Origin of the sequence: Nocardioides lijunqiniae, assembly GCF_015024225.1 — a bacterium.
Taxonomy (GTDB): Bacteria; Actinomycetota; Actinomycetes; order Propionibacteriales; family Nocardioidaceae; genus Nocardioides; species Nocardioides lijunqiniae.
Genome location: NZ_JACJGM010000009.1, coordinates 69207 through 85587 on the forward strand (window position 1 = coordinate 69207; position 16381 = coordinate 85587).

The 16381-nt window shown below is 73.7% G+C and carries 15 protein-coding genes; 8 read left to right on the top strand and 7 right to left on the bottom strand.

Going from position 1 to position 16381, the window contains the following annotated elements; translation table 11 throughout:
- Window positions 1-27: 27 nt before the first annotated feature.
- A complete protein-coding gene (locus IRQ30_RS07985; protein WP_338089618.1) occupies window positions 28-1407 on the top strand; it encodes a M1 family metallopeptidase in 1380 nt (459 codons plus the stop codon).
- Here the strand turns inward: IRQ30_RS07985 and IRQ30_RS07990 are convergent.
- The 6 genes from IRQ30_RS07990 to IRQ30_RS08015 form a co-directional block, all read right to left on the bottom strand.
- Entirely contained in the window at window positions 1404-4337 is a 2934-nt protein-coding gene (locus IRQ30_RS07990) for a helix-turn-helix transcriptional regulator (RefSeq protein ID WP_193612406.1), read from the bottom strand. The two genes, IRQ30_RS07985 and IRQ30_RS07990, sit on opposite strands and share 4 nt — an antisense overlap.
- 67 nt (window positions 4338-4404) lie before the next feature.
- Window positions 4405-4545: a hypothetical protein gene (locus tag IRQ30_RS07995; RefSeq protein ID WP_193612407.1), complete on the bottom strand. Its 141-nt coding sequence runs from the start codon at window positions 4543-4545 to the stop codon at window positions 4405-4407.
- Window positions 4546-4619: 74 nt separating this feature from the next.
- Window positions 4620-5330, bottom strand: a complete 711-nt coding sequence (locus IRQ30_RS08000; protein WP_193608593.1) for a CDP-alcohol phosphatidyltransferase family protein — start codon at window positions 5328-5330, stop codon at window positions 4620-4622.
- Window positions 5331-5341: 11 nt separating this feature from the next.
- On the bottom strand, window positions 5342-6499 hold the full coding sequence (hutI, locus tag IRQ30_RS08005) for an imidazolonepropionase (protein WP_193612408.1): 1158 nt from the start codon (window positions 6497-6499) through the stop codon (window positions 5342-5344).
- A complete protein-coding gene (locus IRQ30_RS08010; RefSeq protein WP_193612409.1) occupies window positions 6496-7866 on the bottom strand; it encodes a formimidoylglutamate deiminase in 1371 nt (456 codons plus the stop codon). Before IRQ30_RS08010 ends, hutI begins: the two co-directional genes overlap by 4 nt.
- Window positions 7863-9065: an allantoate amidohydrolase gene (locus tag IRQ30_RS08015; protein ID WP_193612410.1), complete on the bottom strand. Its 1203-nt coding sequence runs from the start codon at window positions 9063-9065 to the stop codon at window positions 7863-7865. Before IRQ30_RS08015 ends, IRQ30_RS08010 begins: the two co-directional genes overlap by 4 nt.
- Before the next feature lie 22 nt (window positions 9066-9087).
- Here IRQ30_RS08015 and IRQ30_RS08020 point away from each other — a divergent pair, with 22 nt between their 5' ends.
- The 3 genes from IRQ30_RS08020 to IRQ30_RS08030 all read left to right on the top strand — a co-directional run bounded on the left by IRQ30_RS08020 (window position 9088) and on the right by IRQ30_RS08030 (window position 12618).
- The gene (locus IRQ30_RS08020; protein ID WP_193612411.1) at window positions 9088-9696 is read left to right on the top strand and encodes a nitroreductase family protein; all 609 of its coding nucleotides are present in this window, start codon (window positions 9088-9090) and stop codon (window positions 9694-9696) included.
- A 106-nt stretch (window positions 9697-9802) separates the two neighbouring features.
- A complete protein-coding gene (locus IRQ30_RS08025) occupies window positions 9803-11140 on the top strand; it encodes a M20 family peptidase (RefSeq protein ID WP_193612412.1) in 1338 nt (445 codons plus the stop codon).
- On the top strand, window positions 11137-12618 hold the full coding sequence (locus tag IRQ30_RS08030; protein WP_193612413.1) for an MFS transporter: 1482 nt from the start codon (window positions 11137-11139) through the stop codon (window positions 12616-12618). The genes IRQ30_RS08025 and IRQ30_RS08030 overlap by 4 nt, the downstream gene beginning before the upstream one ends.
- Here IRQ30_RS08030 and IRQ30_RS08035 read toward each other — a convergent pair.
- Complete coding sequence (locus IRQ30_RS08035) at window positions 12575-13321, bottom strand: dienelactone hydrolase family protein (protein ID WP_193612414.1); 747 nt, start codon at window positions 13319-13321, stop codon at window positions 12575-12577. The genes IRQ30_RS08030 and IRQ30_RS08035 overlap by 44 nt on opposite strands.
- Before the next feature lie 54 nt (window positions 13322-13375).
- On the opposite strand from IRQ30_RS08035, the gene IRQ30_RS08040 reads away from it, so the two are divergent.
- The 4 genes from IRQ30_RS08040 to IRQ30_RS08055 all read left to right on the top strand — a co-directional run bounded on the left by IRQ30_RS08040 (window position 13376) and on the right by IRQ30_RS08055 (window position 16326).
- Complete coding sequence (locus IRQ30_RS08040) at window positions 13376-13924, top strand: DnaJ family domain-containing protein (protein WP_193612415.1); 549 nt, start codon at window positions 13376-13378, stop codon at window positions 13922-13924.
- 140 nt (window positions 13925-14064) lie between these two features.
- Window positions 14065-15168: an HpcH/HpaI aldolase/citrate lyase family protein gene (locus IRQ30_RS08045; protein ID WP_227467204.1), complete on the top strand. Its 1104-nt coding sequence runs from the start codon at window positions 14065-14067 to the stop codon at window positions 15166-15168.
- 1 nt (window position 15169) lies between these two features.
- Window positions 15170-16048 (top strand): HpcH/HpaI aldolase/citrate lyase family protein, encoded by an 879-nt coding sequence (locus IRQ30_RS08050; protein WP_193612416.1) that lies wholly within the window; start codon window positions 15170-15172, stop codon window positions 16046-16048.
- A 122-nt stretch (window positions 16049-16170) separates the two neighbouring features.
- Complete coding sequence (locus tag IRQ30_RS08055) at window positions 16171-16326, top strand: hypothetical protein (RefSeq protein ID WP_193608672.1); 156 nt, start codon at window positions 16171-16173, stop codon at window positions 16324-16326.
- The last annotated feature ends 55 nt before the right edge of the window (window positions 16327-16381 follow it).

Consider the following 16381-nt stretch of genomic DNA (forward strand, 5'->3'; position numbering starts at 1 on the left):
CACGAACATCCGGTCTAGGCTCGCCGGGTGCCCTCACTCCTGCGCGGGCGGCTCGCGCCGCTGCTGGCCGTCGTCCCGCTCGTGCTGGCCCTGGTCCCGGCCCTCGGGGCGCCCGCCGCGGCGGGCCCCGACACGCTCTTCCCGCGGCTGGGCGACGCGAGCTACGACGCCCGTCACTACGACGTCCGCCTGCGCTACGACCCGTCGACCAACCGGCTGAGGGCACGCACGTCGCTGCGCGCGGTGGCACCGACCCGGCTGACGTCGTTCCAGCTGGACCTCGTGGGCATGCGCGTCACGTCGGTCCGGGTCGGGGGCGCGAAGGCCCGGTGGCGGCGCAGCGGTCAGCAGCTGGTCGTCACGCCGCGCCGGCCCGTCGAGGGCCGCTTCTCCGTGACCGTGGCCTACCGCGGGGTCCCGCGCACCTACCGCGACCCCGACGGCTCCCGCGAGGGCTGGGTCCGCACCGGCGACGGCGCCATCGCCCTGGGCGAGCCGGTCGGCACCATGACCTGGATCCCCTCCGACAACACCCCCGGTGACAAGGCCAGCTACACCTACCGGATCACGGTGCCGACGGGCACCACGGCGGTCGCCAACGGCGACCTGGCGCGCCGCGCCACCCACGGCCGGCGCACCACCTGGACGTGGAGGGCCCGCGACCCGATGGCGACCTACCTCGCCATGGTCGCCATCGGCCGGTTCCGCGGCTACCACTCCACGGCCCGCTCGGTCACCGGCCGGCGGATCCCGGTGTGGACCTTCGCCGACCGCGACCACGACGTGCCGCGCTCGGTGCGCCGCACGCTGCCGCGGGCGCTGAGGTTCGCGGAGCGCCTGTTCGGGCCCTACCCGTTCACCTCGACCGGGATGGTCGTCGACGACGCCGACGTGGGCTACGCGCTCGAGACCCAGACCCGGCCGTTCTACCCGTTCGCCGTCGACACCGTGACGCTCGTGCACGAGATGGCGCACCAGTGGTTCGGCAACTCCGTGACCGTCAGCGACTGGCACGACCTGTGGCTGGCCGAGGGCTTCGCGACCTACACGGAGTGGCTCTGGGAGGCCCGCCGGGGCGGCCGCACGCCGGCCCAGCAGTTCGACTCGCTCTACGCCCAGCCGGCGTCCGCCCGAATGTGGAGCCCGGCGCCCACGGAGTTCACCGACTCCCGGGACCTCTTCGGCGCCCCCGTCTACCAGCGCGGCGCGATGACCCTCCAGGCCCTGCGCGAGCGGATCGGGGACGCCGACTTCTTCGCCTTCCTCAAGATCTGGGCGCGCACGTACCGGCACGGCAACGCCACCACCGCCGACCTCGTGCGCGTGGCCGAGCAGGTCTCCGGCCAGCAGCTCGACCAGCTGTTCGCCGACTGGCTCGAGCTCGACGGCAGGCCCGCGGGCTACTAGTCCAGCAGCCCTCGGCGACGGGCGATGGCGGCCGCCTCGGTGCGGCCGGAGGCGCCCAGCTTGCCGAGGATGTTGGAGACGTGGACCGAGACGGTCTTGGTCGAGATGAACAGCTGCTTGGCCACCTCGCCGTTGCTGCGACCGTCGGCCACCAGCGCCAGGATCTCCCGCTCCCGGGCGGTCAGCGCGTCGGGAGCCGCGGAGCGCTGCGCGGCCCCGCCGATGGCGCGCAGCTCGTCGAGCAGCGGCCGGGCGCCGAGCGCGTGAGCCGTCGCGCGCGCCAGGTCACCGACCTCGCGCGCACCGGCGACGTCGCCGGTGGCCCGCAGGATGCCCGCGAGACCGACCCGCACGGCGGCGAGCTCGTGGACGTGGCCGAAGTCCTCGAAGAGCACGACCGCCTCGCGCCAGGTGTCGACCAGGACGTCGAGCGGCGGGGCGCCGTCGCCGCCCGCGCGCCAGCGGGCGCGCAGCGTCTCGGCATCGAGGCGCTTCATCCAGGCGCGGCCCTCGGGGCCCCAGTGGCCGGAGGGATCGGTGTAGCGGTCGAGGACGTGGTGCCCGTCGGCGCACAGCCGGTCGACCGCGGCGCGGTGGTCGCTGCGCTCGGCGGTGCTCATCCGCGGCATCGACGCGGAGACCGCCGCGATGGCGGCGGCCGCGAGCCGGATGCGGGCGCTGAACCAGGGGTGCCAGATGCCGCTCAGCACCGCGACCGCGTCGGCGTAGACGCCGAGGGCGGCGGCCGGGTCACCGCGACGGCTCGCGGCGGTGATCTCCAGCTCGGCGGCGTGGATCGCGATCGAGCCCTCCCGGGGCCAGAACGGGCGCAGGGCCCTGACCTCGCGCTCGACGTCGGCGCCGCGCGCCTGCTCGATGTGCAGCCGCAGCGGCAGCATCAGCGCCCGCGGGATCGGCGGAGGAGGCGGGTCGCTGACCTGGATCAGGCGGAGGACGTCGTCCCACTCGCCGCGGTAGAAGTGGACCAGCGCCTGCTGCCAGCGGGACTCGAAGGCGTAGGGCGCCCACGGGATCCCGGCCGCCTCGGCGCGGTCGATGGCGGTGCTGAACCACCGGATCGCGTCGTCGAACTCGCCCCAGTCCTCGTAGGAGCGGCCCAGGAAGAACCGCCCGCGCAGCTCCGCGTGGATCGCGCCGACCCGCTCGGCCCGCACGACCGCGTCGCCGAGCGCGGCCCGCAGCCCCTCCTTGGGACCCGCCTTCTTCAGTCCGCCCAGGGTGGTGATGGCATCGGAGGCGAGCTCGTTGAGGTCGAGCCGCTCGGCCAGGGCGAGGGCGTCCATGGCGAACGTCTGCGCCTCGTCGAAGCGGCCCCAGGAGGCGAGGATGCGGGCGTGGGTCGCGAGCGCCCGCGCCCGCAGGGGGCTCTCGCCCTCCGGCGCCAGCTGCAGCGCCCGGGACGAGAGGTCGGCGGGGTCCTCGGCGCTGTCGGTGACGTAGAGGGCGTTGGCCTGGGCGGTGAGCATGCGCGCGCGCCACACGTCGGAGGCCTCGGCCGGCAGCCGGTCGAGCTGCTCCTGGATGACCGCCACCGCCCGCTCGGGGTCGCCACTGGCGGTCAGCGCGTCGGCGGTGGCCACCACGAGCTTGGAGAGGTCGACGTCGGCGCCGGCGCAGCGCTCCGGGTCGGCGAGCAGCTCGAGCGCCTGCTGGTAGTGGTAGGCGGCCTCGTCGGGCCCGCCGACGGTCGAGGCCTCGTCGCCCGCGCGCACGCTCGCGCTCAGCGCCGTGTCGAGGTCGTTGGCGAGCCGGGCGTGCCGGGCGAGCTCGGCGGCGGTGCCGCGCGCCCTGCCCTCGCTGAGCGCCACGGCGTACTGGCGGTGGAGGCGGACGCGCTCGCCGGGCAGCAGGTCGTCGTAGACGGCCTCGCCCAGGAGCGCGTGGCGGAAGGAGTAGTGGTCGCCGTCGGCGACGAGGACGTTCATCTCGACGGCCCTGCGCAGGCCCTCGTCGAGCGCGACGGGAGCCAGGCCCGAGGCGGCCTCCAGCATCTCGTGGGCGACCTTGCGACCGCTGGCGCTGGCCGCCCGGACGACCTGCCGGGCGTTGTCGTCGAGGCGGTCCAGGCGCACCAGCAGGACGTCGGCGAGGTCGGCGGGCACCCAGCTGCCGGGCAGGGACGCCGCGCTCGTCAGCTCCTCGACGAAGAACGCGTTGCCCTCGGCTCGGGCCACGATGTCGCCGAGCTCGGCCTCGCTGAGGCCCCCCGGCACCAGCTCGGCGACCAGGGCGCGGACGGCGTCGTCGGGCAGCGGCGCCAGCGCCATCCGGTCGACCCCGCGCAGCCGGGACCACTCCGCGACCTGGCGGCGCAGCGGGTGGCGGCGGTGCAGGTCGTCGGAGCGGTAGGAGGCGACGATCGCGACCGGGCCCTCGAACTCGCGGGAGAAGAGGAAGCCGAGCATGTCGCGGGTGGACCGGTCGGCCCAGTGGGCGTCCTCGATGACCAGCAGGAGCGGGCGGCGCTCGGCGGCGGCCTCGAGCATCGCGTGCACGGCGCCGAAGAGGTCGGAGCGGTCGAGCGACTGGGTGTCGTCGCCGGAGGAGGCGGACAGGACGCGGCGGCCCGGCTGGAGGCGGGCGAGAGAGGGGTGCACGGCCGCCACCGCGCCGACGACGTCGGGCAGGTCGAGGGCGAGGCGACCGAGCACCTCGGAGAACGGGAGGTAGGGCAGGGCGCTGTCGCCGAAGTCGAGACAGTGGCCGGCGACGACGTGCCAGCCCTCGGCGACCGCCAGGTCGCGCAGCTCGAGCAGCAGCCGCGTCTTGCCGACACCGGCGTCGCCGGAGAGCAGGACGGTCCCGCCGTCGCGACGCGTGCCGTCCGCGGCCGGACGGACGCCGAGCGACGAGGCGATCTGCCTCAGCTCGGCGTCGCGACCGACCAGGGTCGTGCTCGCGTGCGTCATGGGCCCCATGATGTCGCCTGCCGGCGACATCGGCCCGGGACTTCTCGCCTCCGGCACCTCGTCGGCCCTAGCTGCCGAACTCGGTCCTCTCGGCGGGGCGGCGCACGAACGGCAGCCGCGCCCGACCGCGCCGGTTGCGGACGGCGCTCTGCCGGATCCGGTCGCTGCGGTAGCTGGCCTCGGTCTTGATGTAGATGCTGCTGCTCATAGTGGTGCTCCTCAGGTCTCGTTGACCCCCTGAGGCTCGCCGTCTGAGGTAGCCCGGCACATCGGGCAGGTGCCCTAGTTCCTCGACTCGGCGCGCATCGTGAGCCACAGGCTCAGCACCAGGTAGTAGACGAGGTAGGCCACCGAGCCGGCCACGACCAGCCCGTGCGGGTCGGGCAGCTGGGCGACGATCACGGCGTACGCCGCGAACCACAGGGCCGTGAGCACGAAGGTCAGCTGCCACAGCGCCTCGGTACGCGAGGGGTAGACGTAGCGGATCGGCACGAAGACCAGCACCGTGCACACCAGCAGGACGGCCGCGGTCACGCCGGTGTCCAGGCTCGTGGCGACGACGTAGAAGGCGACGATGTTCCAGTAGCTGGGGAAGCCGAGGAAGAAGTGCTCGCCCGCCACGACCGGCTTGGCGTCGGTGCGGCAGAACTGCACGCACGAGGCCAGCAGCGGCACGGCCGCGCAGATCCCGCCGAAGAGCCCCTCGGGGAGGTAGCCGTTGGCCCACAGCAGCGCCATCGGCGCGAGCACGTAGGTCATGTAGTCGACGATGTTGTCGAGCAGCGCGCCGTCGAAGCCGGGGAACAGCTCCTTGACCCGGAAGCGGCGCGCGAGGATCCCGTCGGTCCCGTCGACGACCATGGCGGCGAGGAACAGCCACAGCACCGTCTCCACGTCGCCGCGGTAGGAGTAGTGCACCATCAGCAGCGCCAGCACCGATCCGCTCGCCGTGTAGGCGTGGACCGCGAGGGCGGCCAGTCGGGCGCCGGACATGGTTCGTCTCCTCAGGAGAAGGGGGTGAGCAGTCGGCCACCCATCCAGACGCTGCTGACCAGCGGGACACCAGGACGATAGGCCAGGTGGACGTGGCTCGGGGCATCGACCACGACGAGGTCGGCGCGGCGCCCCGGCTCCAGGACGCCGACGTCGTCGCGGTCGAGGGCCGCCGCGCCGGTGGCGGTGGCGGCGCGCACGGCCTCCAGCGGGGTCAGGCCCATCTCGCGCACCGCGAGCGCGATGCAGAAGGGCAGCGAGCTGGTGAAGCTCGAGCCGGGGTTGCAGTCGGAGGCGATCGCGACGCGGACGCCGGCGTCGAGGAGACGGCGCGCGTCGGGGTAGGGCTGGCGTGTGGAGAACTCCACGCCGGGCAGCAGGGTGGCGATCGTGCCGGAGTCGCGCAGCGCGTCGACGTCCTCGTCCTCGAGGTAGGTGCAGTGGTCCACCGCGACCAGGCCGAGCTCCGCGGCCAGGCGCACGCCGGGGCCCGGTCCGAGCTGGTTGGCGTGGAGGCGGCCGCGCAGGCCGTGGGCGCGGCCGGCCTCCAGCACCGCACGCGCCTGGTCGGCGTCGAAGGCGCCGGTCTCGCAGAAGACGTCGACCCACCGCGCGTACGGCGCCGCCGCCTCGAGCATCGGGCCCGTCACGAGCTCGACGTACGCCGCCGGGTCGCCCTCGGGCACCACGTGGGCGCCCAGGAACGTCGTCTCCTCGGTGAACTGCGCCGCCACGGCCAGGCTGCGGGCCTCGTCGCGGACGGTCAGCCCGTAGCCGGACTTGATCTCGACGGTGGTCGTGCCCTGGCGGCGCATCTCCTGCACGAGGCGCCCGACGTGGGCGGCGAGCTGCTCGTCGGTGGCGGCGCGGGTGGCGGCGACGGTGGTGCGGATCCCGCCGGCGGCGTAGGGCTCGCCGGTCATGCGGGCCGTGAACTCCGCCGACCGGTCGCCGGCGAACACCAGGTGGCTGTGGCTGTCGACGAAGCCGGGGACGACGGCGCGCCCGCCGAGGTCGACGCGCTCGTCGGCGTCGGGCGCCTGCGTGGCGGGCCCGACCCAGGCGACGGTCGCGCCCTCCATCACGAGGGCGGCGCGCTCCAGGGTGTCGGGGCCGTCGGTGGCGAACGTGGTCAGCTCGGCGATGCCCGTCAGCAGGGTGCTGGTCATGCCCAGGTCCTCTCGATGGCGTCGGCGAGGTCGCGGCCGACCCGCTCGCGGTCGTCGTCGCGGAAGGTGACGCGCCCGTCGGCCACGACGTGGACGACGTCGGCGGCCGTGGCGGCGAACACCGCGGTGTGCCCGTCTGCGCCGGTGCCGGCGGTGCGGGCGCTCGCGGTGTCGAGGGTGACCAGGTCGGCGCGCTGGCCGACCGCGATGGCGCCCGCGTCGGGGAAGCCCAGGCTGGCGTGCCCGGTGACGGTGGCCGCGGCGAGGAGCTCGGCGGCCGTCCAGTGGCCGCGGGTCCGGGTGGCGAGGCGCTCGTCCATCTCGACGGCGCGCATCTCCTCGAAGAGGTCGATCACGGCATGGCTGTCGGAGCCGAGCGTGAGGGGGCTGCCCGCGTCGTGCAGCCGTCGGCTGGGGCCGACCCCGTCGCCGAGGTCGCGCTCGGTGGTCGGGCAGAAGCACGCGCGCGCGCCGGCGCCCCCGAGGAGGGCCACGTCCTCGTCGGTGAGGTGGGTGGCGTGGACCGCGGTGGTCAGCGGTCCGAGCACGCCGTGGTCGGCCAGCAGCCGGGTGGGCGTGACGCCGTGCGCCGCGCGGCAGGCGTCGTTCTCGGCCGTCTGCTCGGACAGGTGCACGTGCAGGGGTCGCCCGGCGCTCGCCTCGACCACCGTGGCCAGCTGGTCGGCGGGCACCGCCCGGACGGAGTGGACGGCCGCGCCGACGACGGTGGCGTCCTCGGGTCGCAGCAGGGCGACGCGCTCGGCCCAGCGCCCGGCGTCGCCGTCGGAGTAGCGCACCTGGGCGCCCTGCGGCGGCTCGCCGAAGCCGCTGCTGAGGTAGCAGGTGTCCAGCAGCGCGATCCGCACGCCCGCCTCCCTTGCGGCCTCGACGAGGGCGAGGCCCATCGCGTTGGGGTCGTCGTACGGCGTGCCGTCGGGCTGGTGGTGCAGGTAGTGGAACTCCCCCACGGTGGTCACGCCGGCCGCCGCCATCTCGCCGTACGTCGCCCGCGCGAGCCGGTGGTAGGTGTCCGGGTCGAGCCGTCCTGCCACGGCGTACATCTGCTCGCGCCAGGTCCAGAACGTGCCCCGCTCCCGCTGGGTCCTACCTCGCAGCGCCCGGTGGAAGGCGTGGCTGTGGCAGTTGGCCAGGCCGGGGAGGGTGAGGCCCGGGAGGCGGTGAGTTTCACCGGGTACCCGGTGAAACTCACGCTTCCGGGGTGAAGTCTCGTCAGGGAAGCGTGAGTTTCGCGACGCCGCTGTGACAGAAGTGAAACGTCCGCCCTCGATCGTCACCAGCACGTCGTCGGCGACGTCGCCGTCGACCCACGCCCGCTCCAGCAGGTACGCCGTCGGGTCGGCGCTCACCGCGCCAGCCGCTCGAGGGTGTCGGCCAGGGCGCTGACGCCGACGAGGCAGTCGGCGATCCGCGCCGACTCGGCGGGCGAGTGCGAGACGCCGGTCGGGTTGCGCACGAAGAGCATGGCCGAGGGGATGCCGGCGGCGGACAGGATGCCGGCGTCGTGACCGGCCTGGGTCGGGACGACCGGCCAGTCGCCGCCCTCGTGGTCAGCGGCGATCCTCGCGGCGAGGTCCGCGGCGAAGACGACCGACGACGACACCGACTCGGCGGTCACCTCCAGCGACGTGCCGTCACGCCCCGCGCGGTCTGCCCCTTGCCGGGAGACCGCCTCCACCAGCGTCGCGAGGTCCTCGTCGCTGGCGCAGCGGGCGTCGAGCCACGCGGTGACCCGCGACGGGACGGCGTTGGTGCCGTTGGGCGTCACCTCGAGGCGACCGAAGGTCGCGCGGGAGCCCGCCAGCCGGGCCTGCTTGTTGGCGGCCAGCGCCGTCATCGCGTAGGTCAGCATCGGGTCGGCGCGGTCCTCCATGCGCGTGGTGCCCGCGTGGTTGGCCTCGCCCGTGAAGTCGAAGCGGTAGCGCCCGTGCGGCCAGATCCCGCTGGCCACGCCCACCGCGGCGCCGCGGTCGACCAGGTCGCGGCCCTGCTCGACGTGCAGCTCCACGAACGTCGCCACGCGGGCCAGCGACATCACCGAGCCGTCAAGCCCCGCCGTCTCGAGCGCGTCGGGGAGCGCGACGCCGTCGCGGTCGCGGAGCTCGCGGGCATCGGCCCACGACAGCGCCCCGCTCGCCAGGCGCGAGCCCAGGCAGGCCAGGCCGAAGCGCGAGCCCTCCTCCTCGGCGAAGACCGAGACCCCGATCCGCCTGCGGGGCACGACGCCGCGCGAGCGCAGCAGGTCGACGGCCGCGAGCGCGGAGACGACGCCGAGCGGACCGTCGTACGCGCCGCCGTCGAGCACGGAGTCGAGGTGCGAGCCGGTGAGGACGTCGCCCTCCTCGACCACGGGGGGCTCCCACCAGGCGACGAGGTTGCCCAGGCCGTCGGCCTCGACGCTCAGGTCGCGCGCGGTCGCCTGCTCGACGAACCAGGCGCGCAGCTCGGTCTCCGCGGAGAGGTAGGGCTGGCGGAAGTAGCCGCCGGAGGACGCGGACCGCCCGACCGGCGCCAGGTCCGCCCACATCCGCTCGAAGTCGTCAGCCATGGTGCCTCCCATACTGGTGCACATGGAGTTCCAGGACGTCGTACGGCGCCGCCGCATGGTCCGCCGCTACGCCGACCGGCCCGTCGACCCCGCGATCGTCGACCGGGCGCTCGAGAACGCCACCCACGCGCCGAGCGCCGGCTTCAGCCAGGGCTGGGCGTTCGTACGGCTGGACACCCCCGAGGACGTGCGGCGCTTCTGGGTCGCGTCGTCGGACCGGGTGGACGACCCGGACGCCTGGCTGGCGGGGCTGATGACGGCACCGGTGGTGATCGTGCCGTGCTCGAGCAAGGCGGCGTACCTGGAGCGCTACGCCGAGCCGGACAAGGGCTGGACCGACCGCGACGAGGCGCGCTGGCCGATGCCGTTCTGGCACATGGACGCCGCGATGGCCTCGCTGCTGGTCCTGCAGACCGCCACCGACGCCGGCCTGGGCGCCTGCTTCTTCGGGGTCTTCGCCCCGCACGAGCAGCGGGTGCGCGCGGAGCTCGGCATCCCCGACGACTACGACCCGGTCGGCGTGATCACGATCGGGCACCGGGTGCCCGACACCGGCAACTCCGGCTCGCCCGCGCGGCGAGCGCGCACCCCGTGGACCGACGTCGTCCATCGCGGTCGCTGGGGGCACTGACCCAGCGAAGCGTCCGCGCGGTGGGCGGTCAACGGCGACGAGGCTGCCGCCATCTCGGATCCGAGACTCCGGACGGGACGGCACCGCGGGCAGTACGGTGCCTCCCATGTCCTTGCCGGGTGAGCCGACGACTTCGCGCGCCGTGGCCAAGCTGCAGGCGCTCGTGCGGATCCCGACCGTCAGCGACCGCGACCCCGCGAAGGTCGACGTGCAGGCGTTCGACGACTTCGTGACCGAGCTGGCCGTGCAGTTCCCCGTGCTCCACGACACCCTCGAGCTGACCCGGGTCGACAGCCACGGGCTGCTCTTCCACTGGCCCGGCGCGAGCGCCGAGCGGCCGGTGGTCCTGATGGCGCACCTCGACGTGGTGCCCGTCGAGGGCACCTGGCAGCACCCCGCGTTCGGCGGCGACGTGGTCGACGGCCACATCTGGGGCCGCGGCACGCTGGACGACAAGGGCTCCCTGGTCGGCATCTGCGAGGCCGTCGAGACCCTCCTGGAGCGCGGCTTCACCCCCGCGCAGGACGTGTGGCTGTCCTTCGGCTGCAACGAGGAGGTCTCGGGCACCTCGGCGGTCCTGGCCGTCGAGGAGCTCGCGCGCCGCGGCGTACGACCGTGGTTCGTGCTCGACGAGGGCGGCGCCGTGGCGAGCGAGGCGTTCCCCGGGGTCAAGGCTCCGATCGGCGTCATCGGCCTCACCGAGAAGGGCGTCACCAGCCTGGAGCTGCGCGTCGAGGGCCGCGGCGGCCACGCGAGCACCCCGACGCCGATGGGTCCGACGGCGCGGATCGCACGCGCGATCGTGCGTCTCGACCGGGCGCCGATGGCGCCGCGCACGCCGTCGCCCACGATCGAGCTGTTCCGCCGGATGGCGCCGCACGGCCCGCTCCCGCTGCGCCCGGTCTTCGCCAACGCCGCCCGGCTCAAGCCGCTGCTCACCCGCGCGCTGCTGGCCGCCGGCCCCGAGACGAGCGCGATGACGCGGACGACGTTCGCGGTGACGACCCTGTCGGGATCGCCGGCCCTCAACGTCATCGCCGCCACCGCCCGCGCGGGCGTCAACATCCGGATCATGGTCGGCGACACCGTCGCCGACGTGCTCGAGCACGTGCGCACGGTCGTCGCCGACGACCAGGTGGAGGTCGACGTCGTCGAGCGCAACGAGCCCAGCCCGGTCTCGCCGATGGACGAGGCGTTCGAGCTGCTCGAGGCCACGATCGGCGAGGTCTTCCCGGACGCCGTCGCGGCGCCGTACGTGATGATGGCCGCCACCGACTCCCGGTTCTTCACCGAGATCTGCGAGCGCGTCTACCGCTTCGCGCCGTTCCGCATGACCAAGGCCCAGCGGCAGGCCATCCACAGCTACGACGAGCACCTCGGCGTCGACGCCTTCGTCGACGGCGTCCGGTGGTACCAGCGCCTGATCGAGAGGATCCCCGCATGAGCAGTCCCCGGGTGCCGTCGAGCGGCCGCCAGGCGGTGAAGGGGCTCGGCCTCATCGTCGGCTTCCTGGTCGCGGTCGAGATCGCGAGCGGGGTGCTCCAGGGCTACTACACGCCGATCTTCCCGCAGATCGCCGACCACCTCGAGATCAGCGAGGGCGACGTCAACTGGTTCGAGGCGGCGCAGCTGATCGTCAGCGCCCTGTGCGTGCCCCTGCTCTCGCGGCTGGGCGACCTGATCGGGCACCAGCGGGTGCTGCTGCTCTCGACCGCCGTGACGGCGCTCGGCTCCTGGCTGCTGGCGTTCGCGCCGTCGTTCGAGACCTTCCTCATCGGCTGGGCGCTCCAGGGCGCGTACGTCGTGTGGCTGCCGCTCGAGGTGTCGATCATCCACCGGCGCACGCGCGACTCCGGCCGCCAGGAGCTGCTGACCCGCCGCGGCGCGGCCGTCCTCGTGGGCGCGCTCGAGCTGGCGGTCATCGTCGGCGCGCTGAGCAGCGGGATCCTCGTCGAGTCCCTCGACATGAACCTGATCCTGGCCATCCCCGCCCTGGTCGTCACCGCGGTGTTCTTCGTGATCCTGGTCGGCATCGAGAACGCGCCGGGTGAGGCCACCGGCGGCATCGACTGGGGCGGCCTGGGCCTGATCACCCTCGCGCTCGGCCTGGTCATGGGCGGCTTCGTGGTGCTGCGGCTCGAGGGCGCCGGCAGCCCCGTGGCGTGGCTGCTCATCGTGGCCGGCCTCGCCGCGCTGGTGCCGTTCTGGCGCTACGAGGTGCGTCAGGCCGAGCCGATGGTCGACGTCCGCCTGCTCGCCAGCGCCCGGCAGTGGCCGATCCAGGCGACGGCGTTCCTGTTCGGCATCCCGGTGCTCGGCGGGCAGATCCCGCTGTCGACGTTCGCCCAGGCCGACCCGGCCGAGCGCGGCTACGGCCTCGGCGCCGACTCGGCGTTCGTCTCCACCCTGATCGGGGTCTATGTCATCACGCTCGCGATCGGCGCGTTCACGCTGCCGCTGACCTCGCGCTGGCTGGGCGTGCGTCGCGCGCTGATGGTGTCGTGCCTGCTGGTGGCGCTGGGCTACGCCCTGTGGATCCCGTTCCACGACAGCACCGCGCAGGCGCTGCTCAACATGGGCATCGCGGGGCTCGGCTCGGGCGCCCTCGTCGCCGCCCTGCCGGCAGCGGCGGCGGCCGCCGCGCCGCCGGACCGCACCGGCTTCGCGACCGGCATGACCAACGCGACCAAGACCGTCGGCGGCGCGATCGCATCCTCGATCTTCGCGATCGCCCTGGCCAGCAAGGGCATCGAGGGCGTGACCGAGGCCGAGGCGCCGCTGTCGGGCTACCTCACCGTGTGGGCGGTCTGCTCCGTGGCCGCGCTGCTGGCGGCGGTGTCGCTGCTGGCCGCGCCGAAGCACGCCTTCTCCGACCGGGTCACGTCGGAAGGGCCCGAGCCAGCAACGCCTGCAGCTCGGTGAAGTGCCGCTCGGTGGCGGCCTCGTCGTACGCCGAGGTGTCGGACATCGTGTAGCCGTGCGGCGCCCCGGGGTAGACCTCGTTGCTCGCGGTCAGGCCGTGCGCGAGCAGCGCCTCGCCCAGGGCGTCGACGGCCTCCGGGGGCATCGAGGGGTCCTGGTCGGCGTGGCCGAAGACCAGCTCGGCCCGCGCGGAGCCGAGCCCGGCGTGCGGGCTGTCGGGCTCGTCGGTCACCAGGCCCCCACCGTGGAAGCCGGCACAGGCCGCGACGACCGCGGGGTGCGAGGTGGCGGCGCGCAGCGCGAGCCGGGCGCCCATGCAGTAGCCGACCGTCCCGATCGGGCCCTCGGCCATGCCGCTCAGACCGCGCAGGGTCTGCACGTAGGCGGCGATGTCGGGCACCGCCAGGTCCGACGTGAGGCCGTGCACGCGGGGCATCGCCTCGGCGAAGAACTCCTCGCGGGCGCCGGGCTCGCGCAGGTCCCGCCGCGGTGCGATCTCGGCCACCGTGCCGTCGCGGTAGAGGACGTTCGGTGCCAGCACGACGTACCCCCAGCCGGCGATGCGCTCGCCCATCTCCTGGATCCGCGGGCGCAGCCCGATCGCGTCCATGAACAGCAGCACGCCGGGTCCCGAGCCGGTGGCGGGGCGGGCGAGGAGCGCCTCGGCGGTGCCGTCGGCGGCGGGGAGCTCGATGAGGTCCATGCCGCCGACGCTAGCCAGCGGCCGCATATCCTGGAGGCCTGGGGAGTGATGACGATGACCGACCACGACAAGCAGCGCGACGACCGCACCGGCAGGAGCGCTGCCGCGGCGCGGATGGCCCACCAGCACACCTGGGTGGACCAGCAGATCCGGATCGCCATGGAGAAGGGGCAGTTCGACGACCTGCCCGGCGCCGGCAAGCCGATCAAGGACCTCGGGGCGAGCCACGACCCCGACTGGTGGCTCAAGAAGCTGGTCGAGCGCGAGCGGATCGCGGTCCTTCCACCGTCGCTGCAGCTGCGCAAGGACGACGCCGAGCTCGACGACCGCCTGGACGAGCTGTTCGCCGAGGCGGAGGTGCGCCGCGAGGTCGAGGACTTCAACGCGCGGGTGATGCGGGCGCGCTACTCCCCCCAGGACGGCCAGCCGCCGCTGGTCACCATGCCGCGCGACGTCGACCAGACCGTGGCCGGCTGGCACCGGCGGCGCGAGGTGCGGCGTGCGGCCCGGGCGGCCGCGGCGGCGGCTGCGGCCGCGTCGGAGCCCTCCGAGCAGGCGGGCCGGCCGGGTCGGCGCCGTTGGTGGCGTCGCTCCCGTCACTGACGTCCCAGTGCCCGTACGAAACTCACGCTTCCCGGCCGAAACTTCGCACCGGAAGCGTGAGTTTCACCGGGTACCGGTGAAACTCCCGCGCGTTAGATCGGTCATACCCGCCCGGCGAGCCCGCTGGTACTTTCCCGGCCATGACCGCGTTGCGCAGCGCCAAGGACTTCTTCCGCCCGCTGGCCGTCGGGGCGCCCACCCCGCTGACCGAGATCCCAGCGCGGCCCAGCCGCGCGATCCACTTCTTCGACCCGAGCAACGAGAAGATGGCGGCCAAGATCCCGGCGATGGTCGGGACCGTCGACGTGCTGCTCGGCAACCTCGAGGACGCGGTCAAGGCCGACAACAAGCTCGCCGCCCGCGAGGGGCTGGTGCGCATCGCGCAGGACACCCCCGGTCTCGGAGGGCCCGACGCCGCGACGCAGCTCTGGACCCGCGTCAACAGCCTCGACAGCCCGTGGGCGCTCGACGACCTCACGACGCTGGTCCCGGCCATCGGCGAACGGCTCGACGTCATCATGGTGCCCAAGGTGCAGGGCGCCGAGGACATCCACTACGTCGACCGGCTGCTCGCGCAGCTCGAGGCCAAGGCCGGGCTGGACCGGCCGATCCTGATCCACGCCATCCTCGAGACCGCCCGCGGGGTCGCCAACGTCGAGGAGATCTGCGGCGCCTCGCCGCGCATGCAGGGCCTCTCGCTGGGCCCGGCCGACCTGGCCGCCGACCGCCGGATGAAGACCACCCGCGTCGGCGGCGGGCACCCCGGCTACCTCGTGCGCGAGGACCCGCCCCGCATCGACGGCGTCGCCAACCTGGAGGCCGGCCGGGCGACGTACCAGCAGGACCTGTGGCACTACACGATCGCCCGCATGGTCGACGCCTGCGCGATGCACGGGATCTACCCCTACTACGGGCCGTTCGGCGACATCGCCGACGTGACGGCGTGCGAGGACCAGTTCCGCAACGCCTTCCTGCTCGGCTGCGTCGGCACGTGGAGCCTGCACCCGAAGCAGATCGCCATCGCCCACCGCGTCTTCAGCCCCAGCGTCGAGGACGTCGCCCACGCGCGCCGGGTCGCGGCCGCCATGGGCGACGGCACCGGCGCGGTGATGATCGACGGCAAGATGGAGGACGACGCCTCGCTCAAGCAGTGCCTGGTGATGGTGCGTCTCGCCGAGCAGCTGTCCGCGATCGACCCCGAGCTCAAGGCGCAGTACGACGCCATCCCCACCCCGGAGGCCTGACATGGACGACCCCACCTTCCGCCCGCGCCGCTCGGTCCTCTACATGCCGGGCTCCAACGCCAAGGCGCTGGAGAAGGCCAAGACGCTGCCGGTCGACGGGCTGATCCTCGACCTGGAGGACTCCGTCGCCCCCGGCGCGAAGGCCGAGGCGCGCGAGGCCGTGTGCGCCGCCGCGGCGAGCGGCGCCTACGGTCGGCGCGAGCTGACGATCCGCGTCAACGCCGCCGACACCGAGTGGCACGCCGACGACCTGGCGGCCGCGTGCGCCGCCGGCCCGGACGCGATCGTCGTACCGAAGGTCGACAGCGCCGAGGCGGTCCGCACCCTCGTCGACACGCTGGAGCGCCACGGCGCCCCCGACCGCACCACGCTGTGGGCGATGGTCGAGACGCCGCGGGCGATGCTGCACGCCGAGGAGATCGCCGGCGCGTCCGAGCGGCTCACCGTCCTGGTGATGGGCACCAACGACCTCGCCAAGGAGCTGTACGCCGAGCACGTGCCGGGCCGCCACCCGCTCCTGGTGGGGCTGTCGCTGGCGTTGCTCGCGGCGCGGGCCACGGGCACGGCGATCCTCGACGGCGTCTACAACGACGTGAAGGACACCGAGGGCTTCCTCGCCGAGTGCCAGCAGGGCCGCGAGATGGGCTTCGACGGCAAGACCGTCATCCACCCGGGCCAGGTCGAGGGCGCCAACGCGGCGTTCGCGCCGTCCGAGCAGGCCGTAGCGGACGCCCGGGGCATGCTCGAGGCGTGGGAGGCCGGTCGCGGCAGTGGCGTGGTGACCTACCGAGGACGGATGGTCGAGAGCCTGCACGTGGAGACCGCCCGCCGCACGCTCGCGATCCACGAGACCATTGCAGCGTTACATGATGACGGGTAAAATCTGTCCGTAATCCGAAGATTCTCGCCCATACCCTTGCGCTGACCGGACAAAACCACCCGCGGGGGTGGTTCGGGCGGAGCCTGCCCACCGCCATGCTCGGAGAGACACATCTTGAGAGGATGGTTTTTCCCATGGTTGTACTCGGTCTGATTCTGCTCATCATCGGCCTGGTGGCATCGATTCCGATCCTCACCACGATCGGCGCGATCCTGTTGGTCGTCGGCCTGATCCTGAACCTCGTCCCGATCGGCGGTTCGCGTCGACGGGTCTTCTGACCCAGCTCCACTCCGAAGGACCCCCGGCCTACGCGGCCCGGGGGTCCTTCCCATT

What these genes read in the sequence shown, in the direction of transcription:
- IRQ30_RS08025 (WP_193612412.1), top strand. Translation starts at nt 9,803, where the DNA reads ATGTCCTTGCCGGGTGAGCCGACGACTTCGCGCGCCGTGGCCAAGCTG.
- IRQ30_RS08035 (WP_193612414.1), bottom strand. Translation starts at nt 13,321, where the DNA reads ATGGACCTCATCGAGCTCCCCGCCGCCGACGGCACCGCCGAGGCGCTC.
- IRQ30_RS08000 (WP_193608593.1), bottom strand. Translation starts at nt 5,330, where the DNA reads ATGTCCGGCGCCCGACTGGCCGCCCTCGCGGTCCACGCCTACACGGCG.
- IRQ30_RS07990 (WP_193612406.1), bottom strand. Translation starts at nt 4,337, where the DNA reads ATGACGCACGCGAGCACGACCCTGGTCGGTCGCGACGCCGAGCTGAGG.
- IRQ30_RS08040 (WP_193612415.1), top strand. Translation starts at nt 13,376, where the DNA reads ATGACCGACCACGACAAGCAGCGCGACGACCGCACCGGCAGGAGCGCT.
- IRQ30_RS07995 (WP_193612407.1), bottom strand. Translation starts at nt 4,545, where the DNA reads ATGAGCAGCAGCATCTACATCAAGACCGAGGCCAGCTACCGCAGCGAC.
- IRQ30_RS08015 (WP_193612410.1), bottom strand. Translation starts at nt 9,065, where the DNA reads ATGGCTGACGACTTCGAGCGGATGTGGGCGGACCTGGCGCCGGTCGGG.
- IRQ30_RS08055 (WP_193608672.1), top strand. Translation starts at nt 16,171, where the DNA reads ATGGTTTTTCCCATGGTTGTACTCGGTCTGATTCTGCTCATCATCGGC.
- IRQ30_RS08030 (WP_193612413.1), top strand. Translation starts at nt 11,137, where the DNA reads ATGAGCAGTCCCCGGGTGCCGTCGAGCGGCCGCCAGGCGGTGAAGGGG.
- IRQ30_RS08045 (WP_227467204.1), top strand. Translation starts at nt 14,065, where the DNA reads ATGACCGCGTTGCGCAGCGCCAAGGACTTCTTCCGCCCGCTGGCCGTC.
- IRQ30_RS08050 (WP_193612416.1), top strand. Translation starts at nt 15,170, where the DNA reads ATGGACGACCCCACCTTCCGCCCGCGCCGCTCGGTCCTCTACATGCCG.
- hutI (WP_193612408.1), bottom strand. Translation starts at nt 6,499, where the DNA reads ATGACCAGCACCCTGCTGACGGGCATCGCCGAGCTGACCACGTTCGCC.
- IRQ30_RS08020 (WP_193612411.1), top strand. Translation starts at nt 9,088, where the DNA reads ATGGAGTTCCAGGACGTCGTACGGCGCCGCCGCATGGTCCGCCGCTAC.